20 protein-coding genes are annotated in these 22,123 nt (G+C 49.2%); 15 read left to right on the top strand and 5 right to left on the bottom strand.

What is annotated here, in order from left to right:
• Positions 1–14: 14 nt before the first annotated feature.
• The 4 genes from IPN95_21210 to IPN95_21195 all read left to right on the top strand — a co-directional run bounded on the left by IPN95_21210 (position 15) and on the right by IPN95_21195 (position 4,846).
• The gene (locus IPN95_21210) at positions 15–1,439 is read left to right on the top strand and encodes an ABC transporter permease (protein ID MBK9451889.1); all 1,425 of its coding nucleotides are present in this window, start codon (positions 15–17) and stop codon (positions 1,437–1,439) included.
• Entirely contained in the window at positions 1,436–2,764 is a 1,329-nt protein-coding gene (locus IPN95_21205; GenBank protein MBK9451888.1) for an ABC transporter permease, read from the top strand. Before IPN95_21210 ends, IPN95_21205 begins: the two co-directional genes overlap by 4 nt.
• A 172-nt stretch (positions 2,765–2,936) precedes the next feature.
• Positions 2,937–3,977 (top strand): VWA domain-containing protein, encoded by a 1,041-nt coding sequence (locus IPN95_21200; GenBank protein MBK9451887.1) that lies wholly within the window; start codon positions 2,937–2,939, stop codon positions 3,975–3,977.
• A gap of 35 nt (positions 3,978–4,012) precedes the next feature.
• Entirely contained in the window at positions 4,013–4,846 is an 834-nt protein-coding gene (locus IPN95_21195; protein MBK9451886.1) for a hypothetical protein, read from the top strand.
• A gap of 144 nt (positions 4,847–4,990) precedes the next feature.
• Here the strand turns inward: IPN95_21195 and IPN95_21190 are convergent, their stop codons facing one another.
• Positions 4,991–5,590: a tetratricopeptide repeat protein gene (locus tag IPN95_21190; protein MBK9451885.1), complete on the bottom strand. Its 600-nt coding sequence runs from the start codon at positions 5,588–5,590 to the stop codon at positions 4,991–4,993.
• Between the two features lie 364 nt (positions 5,591–5,954).
• On the opposite strand from IPN95_21190, the gene IPN95_21185 reads away from it, so the two are divergent.
• Entirely contained in the window at positions 5,955–6,983 is a 1,029-nt protein-coding gene (locus tag IPN95_21185) for a hypothetical protein (GenBank protein MBK9451884.1), read from the top strand.
• Between the two features lie 472 nt (positions 6,984–7,455).
• Here IPN95_21185 and IPN95_21180 read toward each other — a convergent pair whose 3' ends face one another.
• Positions 7,456–8,019 (bottom strand): hypothetical protein, encoded by a 564-nt coding sequence (locus IPN95_21180; GenBank protein ID MBK9451883.1) that lies wholly within the window; start codon positions 8,017–8,019, stop codon positions 7,456–7,458.
• A 402-nt stretch (positions 8,020–8,421) separates the two neighbouring features.
• On the opposite strand from IPN95_21180, the gene IPN95_21175 reads away from it, so the two are divergent.
• The 5 genes from IPN95_21175 (at position 8,422) to IPN95_21155 (ending at position 14,146) form a co-directional block, all read left to right on the top strand.
• On the top strand, positions 8,422–11,466 hold the full coding sequence (locus IPN95_21175; GenBank protein MBK9451882.1) for a hypothetical protein: 3,045 nt from the start codon (positions 8,422–8,424) through the stop codon (positions 11,464–11,466).
• 40 nt (positions 11,467–11,506) lie between these two features.
• Positions 11,507–12,133, top strand: a complete 627-nt coding sequence (locus IPN95_21170; protein ID MBK9451881.1) for a response regulator transcription factor — start codon at positions 11,507–11,509, stop codon at positions 12,131–12,133.
• Between the two features lie 136 nt (positions 12,134–12,269).
• Positions 12,270–12,866 (top strand): hypothetical protein, encoded by a 597-nt coding sequence (locus tag IPN95_21165; protein ID MBK9451880.1) that lies wholly within the window; start codon positions 12,270–12,272, stop codon positions 12,864–12,866.
• An 11-nt stretch (positions 12,867–12,877) separates the two neighbouring features.
• Positions 12,878–13,867, top strand: coding sequence for a hypothetical protein (locus IPN95_21160; protein ID MBK9451879.1), 990 nt, complete (start codon positions 12,878–12,880; stop codon positions 13,865–13,867).
• 117 nt (positions 13,868–13,984) lie between these two features.
• Positions 13,985–14,146 (top strand): hypothetical protein, encoded by a 162-nt coding sequence (locus tag IPN95_21155; protein MBK9451878.1) that lies wholly within the window; start codon positions 13,985–13,987, stop codon positions 14,144–14,146.
• Positions 14,147–14,408: 262 nt separating this feature from the next.
• Here IPN95_21155 and IPN95_21150 read toward each other — a convergent pair whose 3' ends face one another.
• Together IPN95_21150 and IPN95_21145 are read right to left on the bottom strand one after the other, a co-directional pair.
• Positions 14,409–15,101, bottom strand: coding sequence for a hypothetical protein (locus tag IPN95_21150; protein ID MBK9451877.1), 693 nt, complete (start codon positions 15,099–15,101; stop codon positions 14,409–14,411).
• Between the two features lie 4 nt (positions 15,102–15,105).
• Entirely contained in the window at positions 15,106–16,815 is a 1,710-nt protein-coding gene (locus IPN95_21145) for a hypothetical protein (GenBank protein MBK9451876.1), read from the bottom strand.
• Positions 16,816–16,848: 33 nt separating this feature from the next.
• Between IPN95_21145 and IPN95_21140 the strand changes: the two genes are divergently transcribed.
• Both IPN95_21140 and IPN95_21135 read left to right on the top strand, forming a co-directional pair.
• Entirely contained in the window at positions 16,849–17,463 is a 615-nt protein-coding gene (locus IPN95_21140) for an FKBP-type peptidyl-prolyl cis-trans isomerase (protein MBK9451875.1), read from the top strand.
• Between the two features lie 16 nt (positions 17,464–17,479).
• Positions 17,480–17,869 (top strand): endonuclease domain-containing protein, encoded by a 390-nt coding sequence (locus IPN95_21135; protein MBK9451874.1) that lies wholly within the window; start codon positions 17,480–17,482, stop codon positions 17,867–17,869.
• A 266-nt stretch (positions 17,870–18,135) separates the two neighbouring features.
• Here the strand turns inward: IPN95_21135 and IPN95_21130 are convergent, their stop codons facing one another.
• Entirely contained in the window at positions 18,136–19,269 is a 1,134-nt protein-coding gene (locus IPN95_21130) for a hypothetical protein (GenBank protein MBK9451873.1), read from the bottom strand.
• A 326-nt stretch (positions 19,270–19,595) separates the two neighbouring features.
• On the opposite strand from IPN95_21130, the gene IPN95_21125 reads away from it, so the two are divergent.
• The 3 genes from IPN95_21125 (at position 19,596) to asnS (ending at position 21,984) form a co-directional block, all read left to right on the top strand.
• The gene (locus tag IPN95_21125; protein MBK9451872.1) at positions 19,596–20,093 is read left to right on the top strand and encodes a hypothetical protein; all 498 of its coding nucleotides are present in this window, start codon (positions 19,596–19,598) and stop codon (positions 20,091–20,093) included.
• Between the two features lie 4 nt (positions 20,094–20,097).
• Positions 20,098–20,502, top strand: a complete 405-nt coding sequence (locus tag IPN95_21120; GenBank protein MBK9451871.1) for a hypothetical protein — start codon at positions 20,098–20,100, stop codon at positions 20,500–20,502.
• An 84-nt stretch (positions 20,503–20,586) separates the two neighbouring features.
• Positions 20,587–21,984: an asparagine--tRNA ligase gene (gene asnS, locus IPN95_21115; protein MBK9451870.1), complete on the top strand. Its 1,398-nt coding sequence runs from the start codon at positions 20,587–20,589 to the stop codon at positions 21,982–21,984.
• The last annotated feature ends 139 nt before the right edge of the window (positions 21,985–22,123 follow it).

Here is a 22,123-nt window from a genome sequence, read left to right as displayed (position 1 = left end):
AGGCACCATCAACGATGCTCAGGTACATTGCAAGAAGGTTGGTGGTTTTCTTTCCGACGCTGTTCGTCATTCTTCTGGTGTCGTTTCTGATTAGTCGCAATGTTCCCGGTGACCAAGTGTATAGCCGGATGGATGCTGTTTACCAGCGTGGAAGCCAGATTGATGCGGAACTTCGCAGTCGTGAATACCTGCGGATCAGCCATGAAATGGGACTGGATCTGCCGACATTCTACGTGAGCCTCAACCAATTGGCCTATCCTGATACCTTGCACCGAATTCCTGTGTTGAGTGAACGAAATGCGCTCTCCAAATTGATTGGCGTTTATGGGAATTGGCCGGAGATCAGTACCTATTTCCATCATTTGGAGGCCGTAGAAGCCAAAATCGCCAAGTTGGCGGTTCCAGAGGCCCAAAAGATGGACTACCTTTCCGCTCAAAGAGCGGTGAGCGAATTGAAAATGACCACCGCAGATGCTGAAGTGCAGTACCGGCTAGATCAACTGCAATCTCTCACCAAGTCCTTACCGCTGTTGGGAGATTCATTGGGATCGGAGATTGCAAAAATCGCCAGCAATTATGCCTCCATTCGCGCCCATGAGACGAAATGGAAGCTTTATGTGCCCACGCTGCATTTTTTCGGATTCAAGAATCAGTTCCACCATTGGTTGACCGGGCTTCTGATGGGCGACCTTGGAAAGTCTTATTCCCATGACCGCAAGGTCTCCAAAATGATCACCGAAGCCCTGCCGTGGACGATGTTTCTGGGCTTTTTCAGCTTCTGCATTGCCTATTTGATTGCAATTCCCGTCGGGGTGTACAGCGTGCGCCATCGCCACCAATGGCAGGACAATGCGGTGACCATCGGCCTGTTTTTGCTCAATTCCGTGCCTACGTTTGTCGCCGCCATGTTAGTGATGACCTTTTTCTGCAATCAAGATTATTGGCAGTTGTTTCCGACATCAGGCGTTGCATCCGACGGCAGTGAATTATGGTCTTGGCCTGAAAGGTTGTTCGATCATGCCTATCATTTGATCTTGCCGACCATCATGATGTCCTACCACGGGATTGCCTACGTCAGCCGGCAGTTACGCATGGGAATGGTGGAGAATCTTAACGCAGATTACATTCGGACGGCGAGGGCGAAAGGCCTTTCTGACCGCGTGGTGATTTGGCGACATAATTTTCGCAATGCCCTTTTGCCATTGGTGACGCTCATCAGCGGGCTGTTGCCTGCAATGGTGGGCGGGGCGATGATCACCGAGTTCATTTTCTCCGTTCCAGGAATGGGACTGCTCACCCTCAATGCCTTGGGAAGCTTCGACCATCCGGTCGTCGTGGGCATTTACACCTTGACGTCCATTGCCACGCTGACGGGTTTTTTTATTTCCGACATCCTATATGCGTTTGTCGATCCACGCATTTCCTTCACCAAACGATGAAAGCGGAATCGACAGTGTCCAGCATCACCCCAACGGGCCGGAGCAAAAGCCTCGGCTTCTGGAAATCGGCTTGGTTGCGCTTCAAAAAGCGGGCAGTGAACCGGATTGCCTTTCGATTTATCGTTTTTCTCGCGGCGGTGGCTCTGTTTGCAGATTTTTTGGCCTACAATAAACCCTTGGTCTGCAAGAAGGGGGAAACCATCTATTTTCCCGTAGTCGCCGATTACCTTGCTGATTTTGGGTTCTACAAATGGGAAAAGGACCTGATCAACCAAGATTGGCATGAGATGGAGTACGAATGGGCCTTTTGGGCACCCATCCGCTATTTGCCAGCAGACATTGACTATAAAAATCAGCGGGTCATGAGTCCGTTTGCCAAGCAACGGGTCTCCTCTTGGAAAAGATGGCATTTTATGGGAACCGACCGCGATGGGAGGGACGTCATCAGCGGGTTGATTCATGGAACGCGGATTTCGCTCACAATTGGCTTGGTAGCAACCGGAATCGCAGGCATCATCGGGATGATCCTGGGTTCGATCGCAGGATACTATGGGGATACGCGTTTTCAATTGACGACCGCAGGCATGATTTTGGGCTTCCTCGGCATCGTGTTGGGCTATTTCTATGGATTTCAAGTTCGTGGCCTGCTGTTAAGCGAAGCACTTGCAATGGGCCCCATGGCGATCTTTCCACAATTTTTGTTGAGCGTCTTGATTCTCTGTGGAACGACAGCATTGTTCATCCAACTCGCACGTCCTTTCAAGAACGTCCCGTTTCTAGGAAAACGCAGAGATGTCTGGCTCGACATGATCATTTCCCGCGTCATCGAAATTTTCAGTACGATCCCAACCCTGCTGTTGATCATCACGGTGATGGCACTTACGGAAAAGCGCAGCATCTTTTTTATCATGGTGATCATCGGCGTCTTGGGTTGGACGGGCGTCGCAAGATTCACACGTGCCGAAATGCTTCGCACACGCAGTCAGGAGTTCATGGAGGCGGCGCGTTCCATGGGATTCAACAATTTCCGCCTGATGTTTCGGCATGCCTTGCCGAATAGTTTGGCATCGGTCGTCGTTGTCCTGACATTCAGCGTTGCCGGCGCAATCGGGTTGGAAGCAGCACTCAGCTTTCTCGGAATCGGTGTTCCCGACAACGTGGTCACTTGGGGCTCCTTGTTGCGTGCATCCCGCAGCAGCCTTTCTGCTTGGTGGCTCAGTGTTTTTCCGGGAATGGCAGTCTTTTGCACCGTGATTGCCATCAACGTCATCGGTGAAGGGTTTCGCGATGCATTGGACCCCAAGTTGCGACACGAACAGTCCTGAGTTTGATTTCCAGCCGAGTGGACAATATCACCTGGAAAATTGAACTTTAACAATCATTCACAAAGTTGGAGCCCCAAAGACCATTCTTATTGCTTGCACAATCCCTCTCTAGCGGATAATTTTGCGGCACGATGGTAGATCAACGCCCACCAAGCGATTCGAAGGCGAAAAGATGAGTGACTTTCTCAATACCTTTCTGACAACGCCAGACTATTGGCCGCTTGCCTTTGGGCTCATTCCTTTGTTGGTGCTGATCGGGATCGTTTATTACAAGAACCGCAAAGCCATGAAAATCTGGTTTGCGCCAGGCGAATACGGCTTTTTCCTTCCCGAAGTCAAGCTTGTGATGCGTGGTGTCGCGGCAGTTTGTATCCTGCTTGCCTTGCTCGGACCTTATTGGGGCCGCACGGAGCAGGAAGTGCCCATTCGTGGCCGCGAAGTGTATGTGCTGATCGACGTTTCTGCCTCCATGAACTGCGAAGACATTGCACCGTCGCGCCTTCAAAAGGTCAAACGCGAGGTCAAAAAGATGATCGGGCAGATGAATGGCGACCGTGTAGGTTTGATTGTCTTCACTTCGGATGCCTACGTCCAATGTCCGCTGACGAGTGATTTGAACGCTGCGAATCTCTTTCTCGACTTGGTCGGAACCGCCCAATTCAGCAATTCCGGCACCAATTTCCGCGAAGCACTTCAGACCGCATTGACGCGTTTTCAGGAAGCGGAAGACTCCTTGGAAGTCAACAAGAAGCTCAGCCGGTCGATTGTCTTGATTTCCGATGGCGAAGATTTTGGCGACACCTATACCTCCGTCGTCGGGCGATTGAAAGACAGCGGAATTACCGTCTTCACCGTGGGCGTGGGCACCTACGCAGGCGCGCAAGTCCCCGAATACCGCAACGGCCAAAAGGTCGGACTCAAGAAAGCCGAAGACGGAAGTCCTGCCATTTCGCAGTTGAAGGACGAAACGCTGCAAGACATTGCAAGCAGCTTCAACACGGAATATCTGGCGATTGACGATCAGTTTGACAACTTGGATCCGGTATTGGATCAGATCAAACTGCTGTCTTCGCAGGAATTGGACCGGGAAAAGCGTTTGGCGGAGGTGAATCAATACCAGATTTTTTTGGCGATTGGCGTCGTTTTGCTGATCATTTCGATGTTTTGGTTGCCCTACAGCACCAAGCGTCGCAGTGGAAGCAAGACTGAGTGAAATTGCGTAAGTTTGAATCGAAGGAAAATTAGAAAATGCGCAAAGGGATTGTATTGATTGTCTTGATGTTGGGTTGGCTGTTTGGGCCACCGAGCGATGTGCAGGAGGCCAAAAAAGCCTACGAGGCCAAGCAATACACGGTCGCGGTTCCGCTTTTCGAGAAAGCCTTCGAACAATACATGGCGCAGCATGCAGCCCTCAATTTCAACATGGGGCAATGTTGGCTGATGCAGGATTCGGCGCAAAGGGCCATGAGTTGGTATGGCAAAGTCACCAATGCGCATGCCGAAAATTCGCAGATGGCCTCTTGGGCTTGGAATCAGATCGGGACGATCTTTGCTTCGGGCAAGGATGCGCCTGCGCAAGGGCAGCCACAGATGTCACCCGGCGGTCAGCCCGGCGCGGCCATGATGCCCCAAATGGGCGGCGCCGGCGGCATGGGCCAAGGCCAACAAGTCTCCCGGGAAAAGCTCGAATTGGCCTTGCAAGCCTTCAAGGATGCCCTCAAACAGGACAATGACAACGACATCGCGCGGTACAACTACGAATTGATCAAGCGCAAGCTGCAGCAGCAAGACGAGAATCAGCAAAACCAAGACAATCAAGATCAGCAAGACCAACAGCAGCAGCAACAAGATCAGCAGCAACAGCAGCAGGATCAACAACAGCAGCAGAAAAAGCAGCCTCAGAATCAGGAAAATCAAGGCAATCAAGGCGAGCAGGGCGAACCCAAGGATGCCGAACAAATGAGTCAGCAGGAGGCAGAGCGCATCCTCGCGGCGATGAATGCCAACGAAAAGAAGTTCTTGCAGCAAATGGAGAAGAGCAAGAAGCACAAGACGTACAACCACGACGGTCCGGATTGGTGAGAAGACGCCTTCGGCGTGGACGTGGGACGGGTTTTGGGGACGTTTGGGGATGCTTTGTTGCGAGATTTGGGGACGGTTGCGAAACGAGAGGCTTACGAACTTTTACAACTTGTTGATTTGTAAATTGTCGAAGGGTGAGAGCGATTATTTGCTCAAATCGTGCATTTCGCCTTCTCCCGGATGCGCTTTCAGCCACATTTTGAATTTTGCCTCCGGTGTATGGCAGCTTTTTTCGATGAGCCGGGCGTTACGTTCCAGCTGTTCTTTTGTGCGAACATCTCCTGCGAGGATCACCTTCGACAATTCATGGTGATTGATGGCAGCACCACATTCGCCGAGTTTGACGTAGATTTTTGTGATGTGCAAATGCGCCGTTCCAACCGTGAAAGAATCAGCCTTCGCGGCAATGACCTGCAAATTGAGCCGAATACCCATCTCGGAGTTCCCGCTTTCAAAATAGGTCCTTGCGAGGTTCAGCCGCGCATAGACATAATTAGAGTCCATTGCCAAGGCTTTTTCATAGTAGGCGATGGCGGATGGATAATTGAGGTCCAACTGATCGGCAATCCCGAGGCTATTGTAGGTGGTTTTGTTTTCTTCCAATTCCAGAGATTGGAACAGCAATTTTCTTGCAGCCTTTGTTTTGCCTTGTTCGAGGAGTAAATCGGCTTCTTGATTCAATTTTTGAACTTCCGTATCGTCGACGCCGTCCCCCTGTTGCCCAACAAAGGTATTTCCTTCCACGTTTTGAGGAGATTCGCAAGCGATCAGGCCGAGGAGGGCTGGCGAAAGCGATGGTTTTGAGGAGATTCATTAACGGAAGTTAGTTGTTTTTTTGAACTCGAAAAAATGTCTACCGAGCGAGATTTCGGCACAAACGGGAAAAAGTGATTCGTTAAGCACCTCGAACGCAGTCAGAAGGGCATTTTCTTGTTGTTCCACCTTTCCGATTTTTGATTAAGTCCAGCCTGATTGACCTCATTTCTAAGCCTGTAGGGTATTCTTGGGATTGGGCAGAATCCGCGCCGAAATCGAAAAATGTTGAGATTCGAAGCTAGATTTAGACGTAAAATGGTTACAATTGTAATGAATTTTAGCCATCGATAAAATGAATACACGTGAACATAGGAAATCAGCTCAAGTTGATGAATCGCATGCGGAATCAACGTCCATGGTAGGGTATCCCCCACCGCAATTTTCATTGACAGCCGGTGAGGGAGACAAAAGAAACAAGGATGGACTTTATAAGCCTTGGCAGAAAGTTGAAGGTCCTCTTGCTGAGAAAGGGGCCAACGACCAGCATGCGTTTGCTCCAGATGATGTGAAACAAGGGCAATTGGAGAACTGTTGGTTTTTGGGTGCTGTGGCATCAATTGCCAAAGCAAATCCATCCCTGTTGGAAAATGCCATTCGTGATCGTGGTGACGGAAATTTTGAGGTGACACTTTACGCTAGAAGCTCTGATGATACCAAGGCGTCACTAACGCCACAGATCATTACAGTCACAAGATTGTATCCCTTTCATACACGTATCGGCAAACCACTTATGGCAGGTTATGGGGAAGATAATCAAGAGATATGGGCTATGGTTCTTGAGAAGGCTTTTGCTAAGCTAAATGGCGGATACGAAAAAATTGATAGAAGGGCATTTTTGGATGAAGCTTACGAGGCTATTACTGGTATGGAAAGCTCATCCGGTTACTTTTCCGACCGAAAATCCAGCAAGGAGGAAGTCGATGCAAAAAACGATAAAATGCTCAAGAGATTTTCTAAGCAGAACCCAGGTGCAAGCTCTAAGGATCTGGAGCGATGGGCCCCGAAAATTGAAACTAATTTGAAAAGCCTTCATTCTTGGGAAATAATTCCAACATTTAAGCGATTACAAGAATCTGGAAATGCTATTGCTCTGAGCACAATCGATCTAGGTGGGATCAAAAAAGTGGGAGATTTTACAATCCTTGGTCCACATGTCTATGCACTTATGGATATCAATGAAGGAAATAATACCGTTTCGCTTTACGATTCCAACCAATATGCGCACTTGGTTGATTTTCCTGTCGACCTGATCGCCAAGTATTTTGAAGATTTTACATATATCAATGTATCCAAGGAGCCATCCGCGGAAATCAATCGATAAGGTGGCCATGCGTTACATTTTGGTCGTATTTGTTGGCTTGTTCCTTTTGCAATTTCCGTTGAAAGCCCAAGGTCTGCAGGATAAAATGTGCTACGGTTGTTCGCAAGAGATTGCCGGAGTACGCATACTCTCGCACGGATTCCGAAGAATGCTTTTCCTTAATTCCTACTATCTACCGAGCTTTCGAACAGCTGCTCAACTGGGTATTTCGGGACATCCAACAATTCCAATCGTAGGGAGGGGCAGCTATTTTGAGATTAATGGCAAGTATTTCCGAGTAAGCAAAGTCTATCGCCGAAATAGTGGAAAAGGTGAAGGTGGGCACCTAAATTATTTCGAATTGGATCATAAGCCCCGATGGGTACATATCGTCAATTCCTCTCGAGGAGGAAAATGACCTTGACGTATTGAATATTTTAGAAGCTGCAGTGCCAGGACCAATCAACCCAAAAAAACTCCGTCCCTACTTCCCTCACTCCCAAAAATACTCCCCAAACTTGAAAGTCGCCTTGGGCGCCGTCTCCAGGGACACGACAAACGTCGGCCGTTGAATCAAAAATGGAACCCAGCGGCTAGGATCGCGGTTGAGTCCGCCGGGGTTTTGTACCGAAATCTTCTCAAAATCGCTGGCAATGACCTGCAATGCGACTTCGGGCGGGATGCACGCGAAGAGCTCTTTCCCGCGATTCCCGACATAAACATCCGTCAATCGGATTGCATCTCCGATATGGACGACCGGTGGGCGCTCGGACTCAAAAAATCCTTGCCCGCGCAACACGAGCATCCAGTCGCCAGTCTGACCGACGTCACTGCCATTGCCGATTCGCCAAATTTCGGTGTTGGCTACTTGGACCGTAGGCGGTGGGAGATGGTCATCGGCGGGCGTCTCATCGTCGTTCGGGTCCGGCATATCGCCTTGGTTGGGATCATCCTTGTCATCTTCGGCCGAAATTCCTCCATTGGGATCATCCGTCGGTGGCGGTGCGGAGGGTTGCTCCGGATTTGGTCTTCCATTCTTTTTCGGGGCAAATTGCATCCCCGGATCGGCAGGGGAAGGATTTTTGCGGTTGTGGCTTGGTTGCTTTTCATGATTGGCAGATCGGTTTGCGGGCGATTCGGATGGTTTAAGAAACCGACCGCGCCTTGCGGCATTCGATCAAACGGACTTTTTGCGAACATCAATTTATTTGTAAATTGGATTGTCGCTTTGGAAGGAAGGACGAATTCGCAGTTGTCAACAGAGAATTGACCACCTGCTCAAAGCGAATGTTCATTTCACGAATCACAGTTGGCAGCAGTGGATTTTCCGGTTGGTAGGATAGTGGCGCAGTTTTGGAAGTGTTTCGATGGAGGATTTCTCTGTCAAAGGCCAACCGCTGTATCAGAAGCGCATCCTTCACGGTTCCTGTTTCGACATTGCATTTCCTTCGTTTGCTTCTTGGTAGCTTGGTCTTTGGGATACCCGGGTACGCGTGCCTATTCTCAAACATCACGCCTGCGCTTTGAACATGTCGATTTTGAGGAGGAACTTCCCCAGAACTCTGTTTATGCAATAGCGCAAGACAAGACTGGATTCATGTGGTTTGGAACAGCCGATGGATTGTGTCGGTACGATGGCCGCGAATTGAAAATCTACCGCCATGATCCGGCAGACGACAACTCCCTTCCTGGAAATTTTGTCCGGTCCATTTTCCCTGATTCAAAGGGAAGGCTTTGGGTGGGGACCGAATCCGGCCTTTGCTGCTATTTTCCTGAATTTGACCGATTTCGAAGGGTTGTGGTTCCAGAATTTAGGGGAAAGGAAGGCGCAACGTTTGCACGTGGAGAATGTAGGAATGGTGAGACCTTTTTTGTTGGGCAGGCATGGCAACGCATCGATCCTGAATCTTGGACTATCAAGTCAGCATCCCCAACACAAGCTATGACTTGGATCAAGGATGTTTCGCCTTACTCGACGCACAGCATCGGGAACAGGGCAGTGTTTTCGCGCGAGAATAGCTTGCACTTCTACGATTGGAACAACAGGGAATTGGACTCCGTAGCAATGTTTGGTTTGGGCCTGAATGCCATCACATCTGCCGTGCTTGGGCCTAATGACTTATTTTTGGGTACTGGAGATGGCATCATAGTCTTCAACCTATTTACACAAAAAGGCAAGTGGCTGAGAGAAATTGCCGTTGGAGACTTCAGGCTATCGATCGGAACTGTGAAGGTGCTTCTACTATCACCGTGGGGCGAATTGTTGATTGGGACATCTTCCAATGGGGTCCTTGCTGCAAACGCCAGTTTATCCATGGCAACACAATATCTTCCTTCGCCATCTGCCCCGCACGCAATAACCCATCCCTCTATAGAAAGTCTGTTCTACGACCGCAACGGAAACCTCTGGATTGGAACCGATTCCCACGGGATCGAGAAAGCTTCTGGCAACCATCGGTTTGACCATTTCGGGGAGATGCAAAATGGCAGGAGATTCTTGCCGTCCAGTCACATCCACTGTTTCGCCATAGACGATGAAGGATATTTATTCGTAGGCACTCATGGCGGACTAGCTGTCATAAGCCCCGATCGCACATCAGCCCAGATCTATGCTGCTGATCCAAACGGCATAAAAGCCCCAGCCTTTTCTGCTGTCAATTGCATCCTGATCGACTCACACAAAAGGGTGTGGATCGGAACCACAAGCGGCATTGCCCAATTTGAGCGACAGAGCGGCAAGCTCGACTTCATCAGCAGTGCCGATAATAGGGATCAGCAGCCAATCAGCATGATTGAAACAGAAAATGGAAATATCCTCGTTGGCACTCGATCAACCACAACATTATTTGACCCTGCAACGCAGAAATTTCTATCTCTTTCCATTTCTCCATCGATTTGGGGAATCTCGAATTTCAAATATTTGGATGATGGTGTCATCTGTGGAACCAGAAAATATACATCGCTTGGGGCAAAAGGTATTTTCGAAGTGAAGCGTCTTAATGAATTCGAGAGGACGCTGATTTTTTCAAATTCAAGGGATTGCGCTTCTGATGAAGAGAATCATATCTGGTTGGCTTCAGACATTGGCTTGATCAAAGCGGATGCACAGCATGGCATCTTGAGAATATATACGGCAGAAGACGGGCTTCCCAATTCCGTCATTTATTCTGCACTCCCTGATGGAAAAGGAAACCTGTGGATCAGTTCCAACAAGGGCCTCACTAAATTCAACATCGCCAAGGAGACCTTTTCCAACTACGATCTCAGCGACGGCCTACAATCCCTGGAATTCAATTCCAATGCATTCTACATTTCTAAACGAGGAGAGATCTTCTTTGGCGGCGTCAACGGCTTCAACGCCTTTTTCCCAGATTCTATTGTGGACAATCCGCTTCCACCTGCAATTGCCATCACTTCTTGCCGCATCTTTCACAACGAATACCAAGGAGACAGCAGCATCAATGCTTTGCATGCATTAACCTTGCCGCACGATCAAAACACACTCTCATTTACTTTGGCGCCACTTGACTTCACCGTGCCTAAGAAAAACCTGCTGATGTACCGATTGCTCGGACTGGATTCCAATTGGGTGCATCTGGGTTCGGAAAGGAATTTGAGCTTCATCGCGCTTCCACCAGGGGACTATGTGTTGCAAATCAAAGGCTGCAACAATGACGGAACTTGGACGACACAAGCCAGGGAGTTGCGCATCACCATCGTTCCTCCTGTTTGGAAGCGTACTTGGTTCCTCGTACTGAACGGCATTCTTCTGTTCGCGATGTTTTGCTTTGTAGCGTGGTACGTTTCAACGCGTAGATTGAGAAGACGCGTCAAACAGCTTGAAAGGGAAAAAATCGTCCAAGACGAGCGTACCCGTATCGCGCGTGACATGCACGATGACATCGGGGCGGGATTGTCCAAAATTTCCCTTTTGTGCGAAATGGCTAATCAAGGGCCCGATTTGACGGACGGTACCAAGGAGAAACTGCAGAAGGTTTCCTTTTCCGCAAGGCAAATCGTAGCAAATATGAACGAGATTATATGGTCCATGAATCCGAAATATGACCGGCTGGACGAATTGGTCTCCTACTTTCATGCCTATGCCCATGATTTTTTTGAGAATCTCCCGATACGGCTTTCATTTGATTTTCCTGAAATTTCCGAAGCGTCCACCACGATACTCGACAATCGAATGCGAAGGAACCTGTTTTTCGTGTTCAAAGAGGCCCTGAACAATATCGCCAAGCATTCCAAGGCGAATAACGTGGACATCTCGATAGAGGCAGATTTTCAAGGCTTTCGGTTGATGATCAGCGACGATGGCGTTGGGTTTGATGTCACGCGTTTACCAAAGTTTCGGAATGGACTTACGAATATGAAGACGCGCCTCGAGGAGATTGATGCAACGGTGGAATTCTATTCAGCACCGCAGCACGGGACAAGGATCGAAATTTTTTGTCGACTGGATGAGGCTGCTTCTCGACTCAATACTACTAAAATGTGATTGTCCAAAGCCGATCGAAGGTTAATTTTGCAGGTGTAATATGTCGATCAAAGTCATTATCGTCGAAGACAACGTAGATGTCAACCAGAGCCTCGTCGCGCTTCTGAATGGAACCGATACGACGGATTGCATTGCATCCTTTGAAAATGCGGAAGATTTCTCGAAGGCGCTTCCGGACTTGTCTCCCGATGTTGTCTTGATGGACATCCATTTGCCGGGCAATTCGGGAATTGATTGCATCCGAGCGATGAAACCTTTGTATCCGCAAGTCCAATACCTGATTTTCAGCATTTTTGATGATGTCCAGCATATTTTTGCCGGCCTTGAAGCCGGAGCTTGTGGCTACATTTTGAAAACAGCTCCCTTCTCTGAGTTATTGGCCGCAATTCAGGACATTCATCAGGGTGGTTCACCCATGAGCGGCCCGATTGCACGAAAGGTCGTCCAACGCTTCCAACAAAAGAGGGAAAACGTCGAATTGCAAAAACTTTCCCCTCGAGAACAGGAATTGTTGGCGCTGTTGTCCAAGGGCTTCCGATACAAAGAAATTGCCGATCAGCTTTCCATCAGCATAGAAACCGTGAGAAAACATGTGCGCAATATCTACGAGAAGTTGCAGGTGCAGTCACGGACGGATGCGTTGAATAAGGTGTTTGGGAGTGAATGATTCCCACCTTAGTCGCGAACGCGCAGGAAACTCCATTGCTGTGGCAGCATTTTAAGCACGAAATCTGTTATTCAACGCTGAGTAAAATTGGATGCTCTTGCATGAGCATCCTGCAATCCTAATCCTGCGCACTTAGATGGTTGAGGATCAACTCCAGCGTTCGAATACTACTAAAGTGGTATTGCCCTGTTTTTTATCCATTTCTACTTTTGTGAAGATGCTTGGAGAATCAATTCCCCAGCGATTTAAACCCAATTTAGGAATCTTAATTGTTACACGAATTATGAAAAGTTTATTCTTGATGATTGCGTTTTGTATTACCTTTTTGAGCGTCAATGCGCAAGTGGTATCGGATTTGAAGCCTGATGCAGGTGGCAAAATGGGCGAGTTTACAGAATGGAAAAAGGCTGATGTTGACTTTGGAGACAATACCAATGCTGTGATTGAGTATCGGATTGCCCTGGATTCCAAGAGAGCATTGGCCTGCAATTATGTGGTGGAAGTCAAAAATACTTCGGACATGAAGCTGCAAATTCGGCTTAAATCCAACTATTATGACAAGCTTGTCAAGGGATATTTTGGCGATGAAGTCAAAGGAACAGCAAAGCCTGGCAAAACCGTCGTCGGAAAATTTATCGGTCAGGGTTGCAAAAACAACAAAGGCGAAGACCTTGAGGGTTATGCGTTGTGCATCAACTGCGGCCTAACGGTATCCATTTTTGTGTCTAAATAGGGACGATCGAAATGAAAAGGACCCTCTCCATGTCGGTGGCAGGCTTGGTGAACCTTTGCATTTGCAATGGAATTCGTCGAAACATCTGCATCTTGCAGATGCTATTCACAATACCTAGCGTGGCATTGTTTTCCCAAACTGCGGAATATAAAACCACAAATTTCACTGATAAATTGAGTCCGTTAAAAGTCTCAATTACAGCACTTTCCCTAGACAATATCAAGCCGCAGGTTGGATTGTTGGTTCAAGGAGCAAAGGGGAAATTGGGGTATGAAGTCTTTTACCGTCAAGACATTGCCAAAAAGCTCTTTACCCCCAAAGACAATGTAGTGAATCCTGAAAACTTGAAATCGATGAAGTATCTCGAAGGAGGTATCGATTATTTCTTTGTTGATAAGCTTAAAAAAGATGAATCCGACGTAAGAATTGAGGCAGGATTTACGACTACGGTGTACAGGTATTTTGACGCGGTCTGTGATAAAAGAAAGCAGTTTGGGATTCATGCGGGCTTGTTACATTACAATCAGACTGCCGGTGCGAGCAATGCGAGTGATGGTACATATGAATTTGTAACAACGAGCGGTGCTGCACCTTCACCAGGTCAAATATATTTTTTCAGGAGCAATTCGAATGCCTTGGTAGCTGGATTGGTGTTCAAGAAGATAAGAAAAGCCAGTGTCTCCTACAATGGCTATAAAAATTTCAGACACTTTTCCAGAAGGATCTTTCTGGATGCGCTCATTGGAGGGACCTCGTATGAAAGTATTCAGGCAGCCAATGGTGTTTATACCGTTAAAACAAAACAGCCTAGTCCTATTGGCTACCGAATTGGTTTTGAATGGGATCAAATGGGCGTGGTTACCCGGTTTGAAATCGGACAAAGACCGAAACGATTCGCCCTGGGATTGCCTGGCTATAACTACTTTAACCTGAGTTTCTCATTCAATGTATTTCATGGTGACAAGACCTATGCGATGTCTTCCAAATACGACAACAAATGACCATTTAATCTTTGCGCCGAACTTTCGGAACACTCCAACGCAATACATTTTTCGATCCTCATTGGAAATCAATGTCGATTGTAATTCAATTTGGATTGGCTCAAATAGCTATTCGATATGAAATTGAAACTCAAGTTGAATTCTCACTACGATGACAAGCTGGTGAAAGGCAATTTTTGGGACGAAGTCAAGGCAAATGTCAAGCCCGGCGACAGCAAAGGCCCTATTCACCGACCAAAGCTGCAAAACGAACAAAGGGTAGCCCGGGGAGCCCAATGACTATGCGCATTGCATCAGTTGCGGGCTTACGGTGTCGAATTCTGTATCGAAGTAGTGGTCTCAAAAGTTGTTTTGGAGGGGATCTCGTTGGTAGCCAAAGAAGAGAATCCATCAGAACATAGCCACCTTTTCCGACTCCCGAGAATGGAAGCTTGACGCACTTTGGGTAACGCCTTTAAATGAAAATTTGACCTTCCTTGAGCAAATATTTTCCTTGGACACATCGAATACCCTGAATGACTTTTGAACAAGTTACATCCAGTTACTTCCCCCGCTCCAAAAAATACGCCCCAAACTTGAAAGTCGCCTTGGGCGCAGTCTCCAGGGACGCGACAAACGTCGGCCGTTGAATCAAAAACGGAACCCAGCGGCCAGGATCGCGGTTGAGTCCGCCGGGGTTTTGTACAGAAATTTTCTCAAAATCGCTGGCAATGACCTGCAATGCGACTTCGGGCGGGATGCACGCGAAGAGCTCTTTGCCGCGATTCCCAACATAAACATCCGTCAATCGGATTGCATCTCCGATATGGACGACCGGTGGGCGCTCGGACTCAAAAAATCCTTGCCCGCGCAACACGAGCATCCAGTCGCCAGTCTGACCGACGTCACTGCCATTGCCGATTCGCCAAATTTCGGTGTTGGCTACTTGGACCGTAGGCGGTGGGAGATTATCATCGGCGGGCGTCTCATCGTCGTTCGGGTCCGGCATATCGCCTTGGTTGGGGTCATCCTTGTCATCTTCGGCCGAAATTCCTCCGTTCGGATCATCGGTGGGCGGTGGTGCGGAGGGTTGCTCCGGATTTGTGACCCCCTTCTTTTTCGGGGTAAATTGCATCCCCGGATCGGCAGGGGAAGGGTTTTTGCGGTTGGGACGTTGCGCGATGAGCATCACCGCCGCCAACAAGACGGCTGCAATCAACCAACTCCTTCGACCAAATTTGTTGCGCATTTTCATAGATTCAATTGGAGAATTCAAGGTCGGCCACTTTGATCGCGCCGCTGAGGTTGTCAAAGCCCTTGGCTGCAGGCCGGTCAAACACGAATTTGACGCCGGTCACCTTGGAAAAGTCAATTCCCTGAAAATCAGCTACGGGGATGCGAAAACCGCGCATGATCTGCTTACGGTTGTTGGGGTCGTCGGGCGGCAAGGAACCCGACAGATCGGGATACTGCAATCCACCGAGGTAATCTGCCACACGAACCTTGGCATCGACACCGCGGGCGTCGGTCACATGCACATGGAAGTCCTTCTTGAAATCCACCTCATTCAAGGAATCCCCATGGACTTGGCTCATCCGAAAGCTGAGATAGGGATATGGTCTGGCATCCATCGCGGCAAATACAAACTCCAAACGGTCATTGCGGGCATCCCAACCCGCCTGCACGGCCGTGCCGGTCCCATAGCAGGGGAGGCCACCCAATTCGACATCCGCGAGATCACAAAGTCCCACCGAGAGGATATTGGTGCCCATTTTTCCCATTTTGACCTGACTTCCGCCATCTGCATTTTCCGCATTGTGGGTGATCGGCAAAAATTCGGAATGCTGAAAGGAAACGTAATATTCGAGTTGATTGCTCAGGCGAATGTCGCCGGTCAGGTAACGGCCCCATTCGAAGGAGTTCTTCCCACGCAGGTAGCGGTCAAACCAGGCGTTGACCATGCCTTTGGCGAGGAGATGATGGTCTTCGCGGGTGATTTCGGCGGATTCTGAGGGAAATTGGGCCTTGTCGGTGAAGAAATAATGGTTGGCCCCGTAGATTTCGACGAGCTCCCGTGGGGCGTTGCGGCTGCCGCGCGACCAAAGATCGGGGCCTTGGCCTTCGTACAAATCGCCATCCCAGGATCCATAAAGGCAAATATGGGGTACAGGAACTTGCAAGGCTTCCGTCCCGAAATTGGCAGGGGAGAGGGTGGCAACGGCTTTGATGGCATGGTTGTGCATCCGCGCGTTGGCATTCGCAGCATAAATCACTGCCCCGCCGCCGCGGCTATGTCCCACCAAGGCGATTTTGGTCGTGTCAATTTGCTGGAAGAATCGGCTGCCCGGCGTACGGTTCTGCGCGAGCATGTAGTCAATCGCGTGCAAAATCAATTCGCCGCGGTGGGGAATGCCATATTCGGTCTCTTCGCCTTGCAAGGAATTGACCACATCGAGATTCAGCGAAAGCACAATGTCGCCCCAAGAGGCAAGGTGATGGGTCAAATAGGTCATTCCCAGATAGTTGTAGGGCACTCCGATGGCGATGCGACCGTGGGCCACAATCACCAAGGGATGTTTTTGGCCATCCGGCGTTTGACAATTGCCCGTCGTGACGCCCTGATACACCCTCCCGATAAAATCCACGGAATCCGGCCCGCCTTTGACATCCTGAAAGCCATAGCGTTGGCGTGCAGGAACATCCCAGAGGCAAATTTGACCGAAAGGAGGCGGTTCGGGCGCATCCTTGTCGCAGGATTGGAGCAAGAACAGGCCCAAAAGCATCAACGCGGCGATGGATCGGATGGAAAACAGCCCATCAAGACGCAAATTCAATACGCGAGACCGAAACAAAAGCAGCAACATGTTGGGACTCAATTTCAACGGGTGAATATGGTTAGGATGCAGGGAAGAAGCAAATTGCACATTTGGGGCGGCTTCGAATCGTCTTTCCGTTCTGGCAATTTTCATTCGAATTCAGGTGGAATTTGTAATTTCAATGCCATGAAATCAAAATCGATCCTTATTGCCCTGCTGTTTGCGATGGTCCCGTTTTTTGCATGCGCCCAGATTTCCCACGAAGGCGAAACCAACGACCGCATCAAAATCGGCCGTCACGTTTGGAAGGATCAAAATGATCAAATCAAGGCCGAGGTCGTGCATGACGAAAAGGGGGTTTTGCAATCCTTCCGCACCTGGGACGATCAGGGGCTGTTGATCGATGATGTGAGGATGGATGCCAAACGCAAACGCAACGAATTTCCGCCGTTGAACCTGACGATGGAGGAGGATGGTTTTGGCTTTCAATTGATTGCAGGTCAGGCCCAAACCAATGCACCCGCTCCGCGCCAAGGCGAACGTGTGGGCGTATTCTACGAAGGCTGCCTCCAAGACGGAACCGTGTTTGATGGCAACTTTGGCTCCAAGAAGCCGTTCCGGTTCCGATTTCAGATGAACGAAGTCGTCCCGGGCTTTGACCGCGCCGTGGAAATGCTCAAAGTAGGGCAGGAGGGCTATTTCTGGATTCCCTGCGAATTGGCCTACGGCCCCAATGTCGCCGGTGAGATTCCACCGTTTTCCGATTTGTTGTTTCGGATCAAGCTGGTGGATTTGAATTGAGGGGGAGACAGAGAAAGTGGGCAGACCACCTTATACCAACGTCACCGAGTTGTTGCGAAAGCTGCGGCAGCAGGCAACGCCCGCCGAAAAAGTGCTCTGGCAGGCGTTGCGAAACCATAAACTCGAAGGTTACAAATTTCGTCGGCAGGAATTCGTCTACTATGACGAAGCCGATGGGCGTCGGCTTTTCTTCATTCCCGATTTTTATTGCCCAGCGTGCAAAGTTGCGATTGAGTTGGATGGCAAAATCCATGATTTCAGCAAGGACTACGACCAGGTTCGCGATGCGTTGATCAGTCGGCTGGGGATAGTTGTGATTCGGTTCAAGAATGAGGATTTGGAGAATCTGGATGAATTGCTTGGAAGGATTTTGGCGGTGCTGAGGACGCGGGTCAAGCGATGGTAAACGGCTTTTTAGCGTCCTCTCCCCAGCCCTCCCCATCGCTTCGCTTTTGGGGAGGGGGCTAAGACGAATTTTGATTTTCCTCTCCCCGGCCCTCCCCATCGCTTCGCTTTTGGGGAGGGGGTAATGGAAATCGTAATTCTACCGGTTGATAAGCCTTTTGTTTGGTCATCGGCGAATGCAAAGATTCTAGGATGATTTTGCCTTCTTGCTGAAGAAAAAGCCCCCTCTCCAGAAGCGAAGCGATGGAGAGGGGGTTGGGGGAGAGGTCACGGCACCGGCGCCCCTGCCACATTGATCACATCCACCACACTGCTCAACAATTCCACGCCCGAAAAGAAAATGCCGATTCCCAGCACGAGATGGCGCTTTTCCAATTGCGAAAACGCGATGGGCAGGAACGAAACCGTTGCAGCTGCGAATGCCAAGGGATACAAGCAGAAGAGAATCAAAGCAGGCGTGCCATGGCTCGTCATGACCCCGGAGATGATGGCCGCGCAAACGATCGCGGACGCAATCGCCATTCTTTTGGTTCCAAACTTGGAGGCGAGTAAGCCCAGCGGAAAGGACAAAACGGCAGCGCCTGCAATCAGAATGGATGTAAATACCGCTGGATCAAGCCCGACAAGCGCGGCGACATCCGTATGTTTGGCATCCATCCACAGCGGAAAATACTTGAAAAAGCAGGTGGTTGCAGCGCCGACGACGAGGCCGAGCAGGAAGACGACCGGGAAATTGGTCTTTTTTGTGCTTGAAACAGCCGCCGGTGATTCGCCCTCCTGAACTTGCATTTTCTTCGCAGCTCTACTGAACCAAAGCCCAGTCACAAAAACAAGGGCACCACCGACGGCAAATGTGATCGGCGCACTGATTTTTTCAATCAAATCGGTCAGGATCGGATCCGTTGCCGCAATCAAATCGGCAAGAATGGCGAAAATCGAAATGACGATCGGCAATTTGTTTTCCGGGACATACGTCTCGATCGTGGAGATCGCCGGGCTGTGAAAGATGTTCATGGAGATCAGCCAAAGCGCCACCATGATGGGGAAAATCAACTTCAGAAATGCACTCGGCTCTTGTATCGAAATGGTCACCGCCACAACCATGAAGACCATCGACACGAAATTGATGCCGATGTTCACGACAGGAAGCAGATTTCCGCGTTTTTTCATCAGTCGGTCAGCGGCCAAACCGGCGATGGGAGGGGTGATGAACAGGATAAACCCCTGCAAAATCACCAACCAGAGGGCATCGTGCACCACTCCCGGGCGGATGACCCCAAACTTGGTCAGCAATTCTCCTTGGTAGCCATGGTAGGCAAACCAGGAGATCAGAATGGCCAAATCCAAAAACAACAAGCTGGTAATCACCGACCAGCGAATTTCAGCAGTTCTCGTATTCATAAATGCAACGCGATTGTGGGATGGAATTTAGCATTTTTTTATCGTCAGGAATGGGTTTTTCATCGAATGGGATAATTGTTAGGAGGGCGTTTCTTATTGTTAGAAGGATTCAAGCATTTCACTAAGAGGTACGAAGCGTGCTCAAAGTTGGATCAGTGGGTGGCTAAACGCGCATCAACTTCTTCAGGCTCTACCTTTGTCATCCGTTCAAATAGAAAAATAGTATCGAAGTTTTGCGTAATTGTCTAACAAAATCAGCAAAATGCACTATATTTGTACTGTAAGTGGTGGTCATTGAATTCATAAAGCTTAAGAAAACAACAACGATGAAAACCAGCCCAGAAAAGGCCACTGACGAAAAAAAGAAGGATGAGCAAATCAAGGCAATCTTGTTTTTGTTGGAGACGCATCTCCAAGATCAACTGGATGAGGTGCAGAAAAGCAATGCTTTGATTGAGCTTGGAGCGAAGACTGCCCTGATCAAAGAGCTGGAAAAGGATATCGAAGATCCCTTTCAAAACGTGATGAATGTTGCCTTGTCTGTGAATAGGACTGCATTGTCATTGCTCCACCATGTGTTCAAATCTCACCTGTTGAAGAATGCGAATCTCGTGGTCGAGGCCTACTTGGTTCCACTCAACGCATTGATGCTGGACTATTATTTGATTTTGGCAGATGAAACAGAGGCGACTTGGGATCAGGTGCATTCGTTTCTCGTCAAATACCATCAATCCGACCTTGCTGACGTCTACGCCGTTCGTTTTAATGTGATTCAGGAGACCGAAATCGCGCTATTACCAGCAAACAAAATTTCCATCCTCTGATTTTATGGACAATCATTTGAAGCAGGCGGCTCACAATGAGTCGTTGCTATCTCATTTGGAATATCAGTTTCCAACTCAATACAATGATTGGAAAGTGACGTTGGTGTTTTATGCGGCCCTTCATCTGCTGCGTGCGTATGCTGTTAACACCGGAGTAAATGTTGGTGGTTCACACAAGGAACTAGGGATTGCCATGAGCAACCAAGGCGCTTCGGTTCCGAATCTTGATGTTGACATGGCATGTGCAAACAATTACGCAAGTCTTTACTCTGCATCAAGGCAGGCGCGCTATGATGGCTTCTTTGATCCCGTCTTATTTGAGGCAAGCAACCGTCGAAGTTTGGCTTTTGCCAAAATCAAGCTGCAGAAAATCAAAGACCACCTCAAGGACAAGGGGCTGCCGATGTGAGATTTGTATTCAGGATTGCTCACAATGACATCTAATTCGTCAGATTATTCGCTATTTTTGCGCGGAATTTTTCAAAACAAGACGATGCAATACGAGGCAGCTAGAGTCAAAGACATGTACCGGAAGCCAGAGACGCTTCTCGGAAAACCCATCGAAGTCAAAGGTTGGATCCGCGGTAGCCGCGACCAGAAAGACGTCGCATTTTTGGCCTTCAACGACGGCACATTTTACAGCAATATGCAGGTCGTCGCCAAAAATACGCTGCCCAACTTTGATGAAATCGCAAGGGCAAGCCTTGGTTCGTCGATCACGGTCCGTGGTGTTTTGCAGGTTTCCGAAGGCAAAGGCCAAGCCCATGACATCGACGCCCATGAAATTGTAATCGAAGGGCTTGCAGATCTGAGCAACCCGATCCAGAACAAGCGCATGACGATGGAGTTCCTCCGGGAAATTCCGCACATGCGCGTGCGCACCAACACCTTCATGGCCGTGTTCCGCGTGCGGTCCTTGCTCGCGCATGCGATCCACACCTTCTTTCAGGAGCGTGACTTCGTGTACGTGCATACACCTATTATTACAAGCGCAGATGCAGAGGGTGCCGGAGAATTGTTCCGCATCAGCACCATCGAACCCAAGGACTACAAATACGACAAGGAAGGCAACGTGGTATGGAGCGAAGAATTGCTCGGTACCCGCGGCTATTTGACCGTGAGTGGTCAACTCAACGTGGAGCCATTTTGTGTGCCGTTCCGCAACGTCTATACCTTTGGGCCGACCTTCCGCGCAGAGAATTCCAACACGCCCAAGCATGCCAACGAGTTTTGGATGATCGAACCCGAGATTGCCTTTGGCGACTTGGAGGCAGACAAGGCCTTGGCCGAAGACATGATCAAGTACATCTTCAACTATGTCTTGGAAAAGGCGCCTGAAGAGATGGAATTCTTCAACGAATGGGTCGACAAAGGCCTTTTGGGACGTTTGCGCAACATTCTCGACAACGAATTTGAGCAGATCACCTACACCACGGCCATTGAAATTCTGAAAAAGGCCAACAAAAACTTCGAATACAAGCCGGAATGGGGCATTAACCTCCAAACCGAGCATGAGCGTTTCCTGGCGGAGGAACATTTCAAGAAGCCCGTTTTTGTGACGGATTATCCGAAGGAAATCAAGGCCTTTTATATGCGCCTGAACGAGGACGGCAAAACGGTTCGTGCGATGGACTTGTTGGTGCCCGGCATCGGCGAAATCATTGGCGGTAGCCAACGTGAAGAGCGTTTGGACAACCTGTTGGCGATGATGAAGCACCATGGCTTGGATCCCGCGACCTACGAAGGTTATCTGGACCTGCGCCGCTTCGGCACCTTCCCACACGCAGGCTTCGGCCTCGGCTTCGAACGCGCCGTCATGTACCTCACCGGAATGAAAAACATCCGCGACGTGATCCCGTACCCACGTACGCCCAACAACGTCATTTTTTAATGGAGAATTGAAAATTGAAAATGGAGAATGCATTCCCATGCGTTCTCCATTTTCAATTTTCAGCGATCAAATCAACGCTCAACGCTCAACGCTCAACGCTCAACGCTCAACGCTCTGCTCTCAGCTCTCAATTCTCAAC

Source organism: Bacteroidota bacterium (assembly GCA_016718825.1).
In the GTDB taxonomy this organism is placed as follows: Bacteria; Bacteroidota; Bacteroidia; order J057; family JADKCL01; genus JADKCL01.
Note: the sequence above shows the minus strand (reverse complement) of the source record. Positions and strands in the feature narration are given on the sequence as shown.

Excerpts from the sequence above, each read along its gene's own strand:
- IPN95_21210 (MBK9451889.1), top strand. The coding sequence starts at position 15 with ATGCTCAGGTACATTGCAAGAAGGTTGGTGGTTTTCTTTCCGACGCTG.
- IPN95_21205 (MBK9451888.1), top strand. The coding sequence starts at position 1,436 with ATGAAAGCGGAATCGACAGTGTCCAGCATCACCCCAACGGGCCGGAGC.
- IPN95_21200 (MBK9451887.1), top strand. The coding sequence starts at position 2,937 with ATGAGTGACTTTCTCAATACCTTTCTGACAACGCCAGACTATTGGCCG.
- IPN95_21195 (MBK9451886.1), top strand. The coding sequence starts at position 4,013 with ATGCGCAAAGGGATTGTATTGATTGTCTTGATGTTGGGTTGGCTGTTT.
- IPN95_21185 (MBK9451884.1), top strand. The coding sequence starts at position 5,955 with ATGAATACACGTGAACATAGGAAATCAGCTCAAGTTGATGAATCGCAT.
- IPN95_21180 (MBK9451883.1), bottom strand. The coding sequence starts at position 8,019 with ATGCAATTTGCCCCGAAAAAGAATGGAAGACCAAATCCGGAGCAACCC.
- IPN95_21170 (MBK9451881.1), top strand. The coding sequence starts at position 11,507 with ATGTCGATCAAAGTCATTATCGTCGAAGACAACGTAGATGTCAACCAG.
- IPN95_21165 (MBK9451880.1), top strand. The coding sequence starts at position 12,270 with ATGGTTGAGGATCAACTCCAGCGTTCGAATACTACTAAAGTGGTATTG.
- IPN95_21160 (MBK9451879.1), top strand. The coding sequence starts at position 12,878 with ATGAAAAGGACCCTCTCCATGTCGGTGGCAGGCTTGGTGAACCTTTGC.
- IPN95_21155 (MBK9451878.1), top strand. The coding sequence starts at position 13,985 with ATGAAATTGAAACTCAAGTTGAATTCTCACTACGATGACAAGCTGGTG.
- IPN95_21150 (MBK9451877.1), bottom strand. The coding sequence starts at position 15,101 with ATGAAAATGCGCAACAAATTTGGTCGAAGGAGTTGGTTGATTGCAGCC.
- IPN95_21145 (MBK9451876.1), bottom strand. The coding sequence starts at position 16,815 with ATGAAAATTGCCAGAACGGAAAGACGATTCGAAGCCGCCCCAAATGTG.
- IPN95_21140 (MBK9451875.1), top strand. The coding sequence starts at position 16,849 with ATGAAATCAAAATCGATCCTTATTGCCCTGCTGTTTGCGATGGTCCCG.
- IPN95_21130 (MBK9451873.1), bottom strand. The coding sequence starts at position 19,269 with ATGAATACGAGAACTGCTGAAATTCGCTGGTCGGTGATTACCAGCTTG.
- IPN95_21125 (MBK9451872.1), top strand. The coding sequence starts at position 19,596 with ATGAAAACCAGCCCAGAAAAGGCCACTGACGAAAAAAAGAAGGATGAG.
- IPN95_21120 (MBK9451871.1), top strand. The coding sequence starts at position 20,098 with ATGGACAATCATTTGAAGCAGGCGGCTCACAATGAGTCGTTGCTATCT.
- asnS (MBK9451870.1), top strand. The coding sequence starts at position 20,587 with ATGCAATACGAGGCAGCTAGAGTCAAAGACATGTACCGGAAGCCAGAG.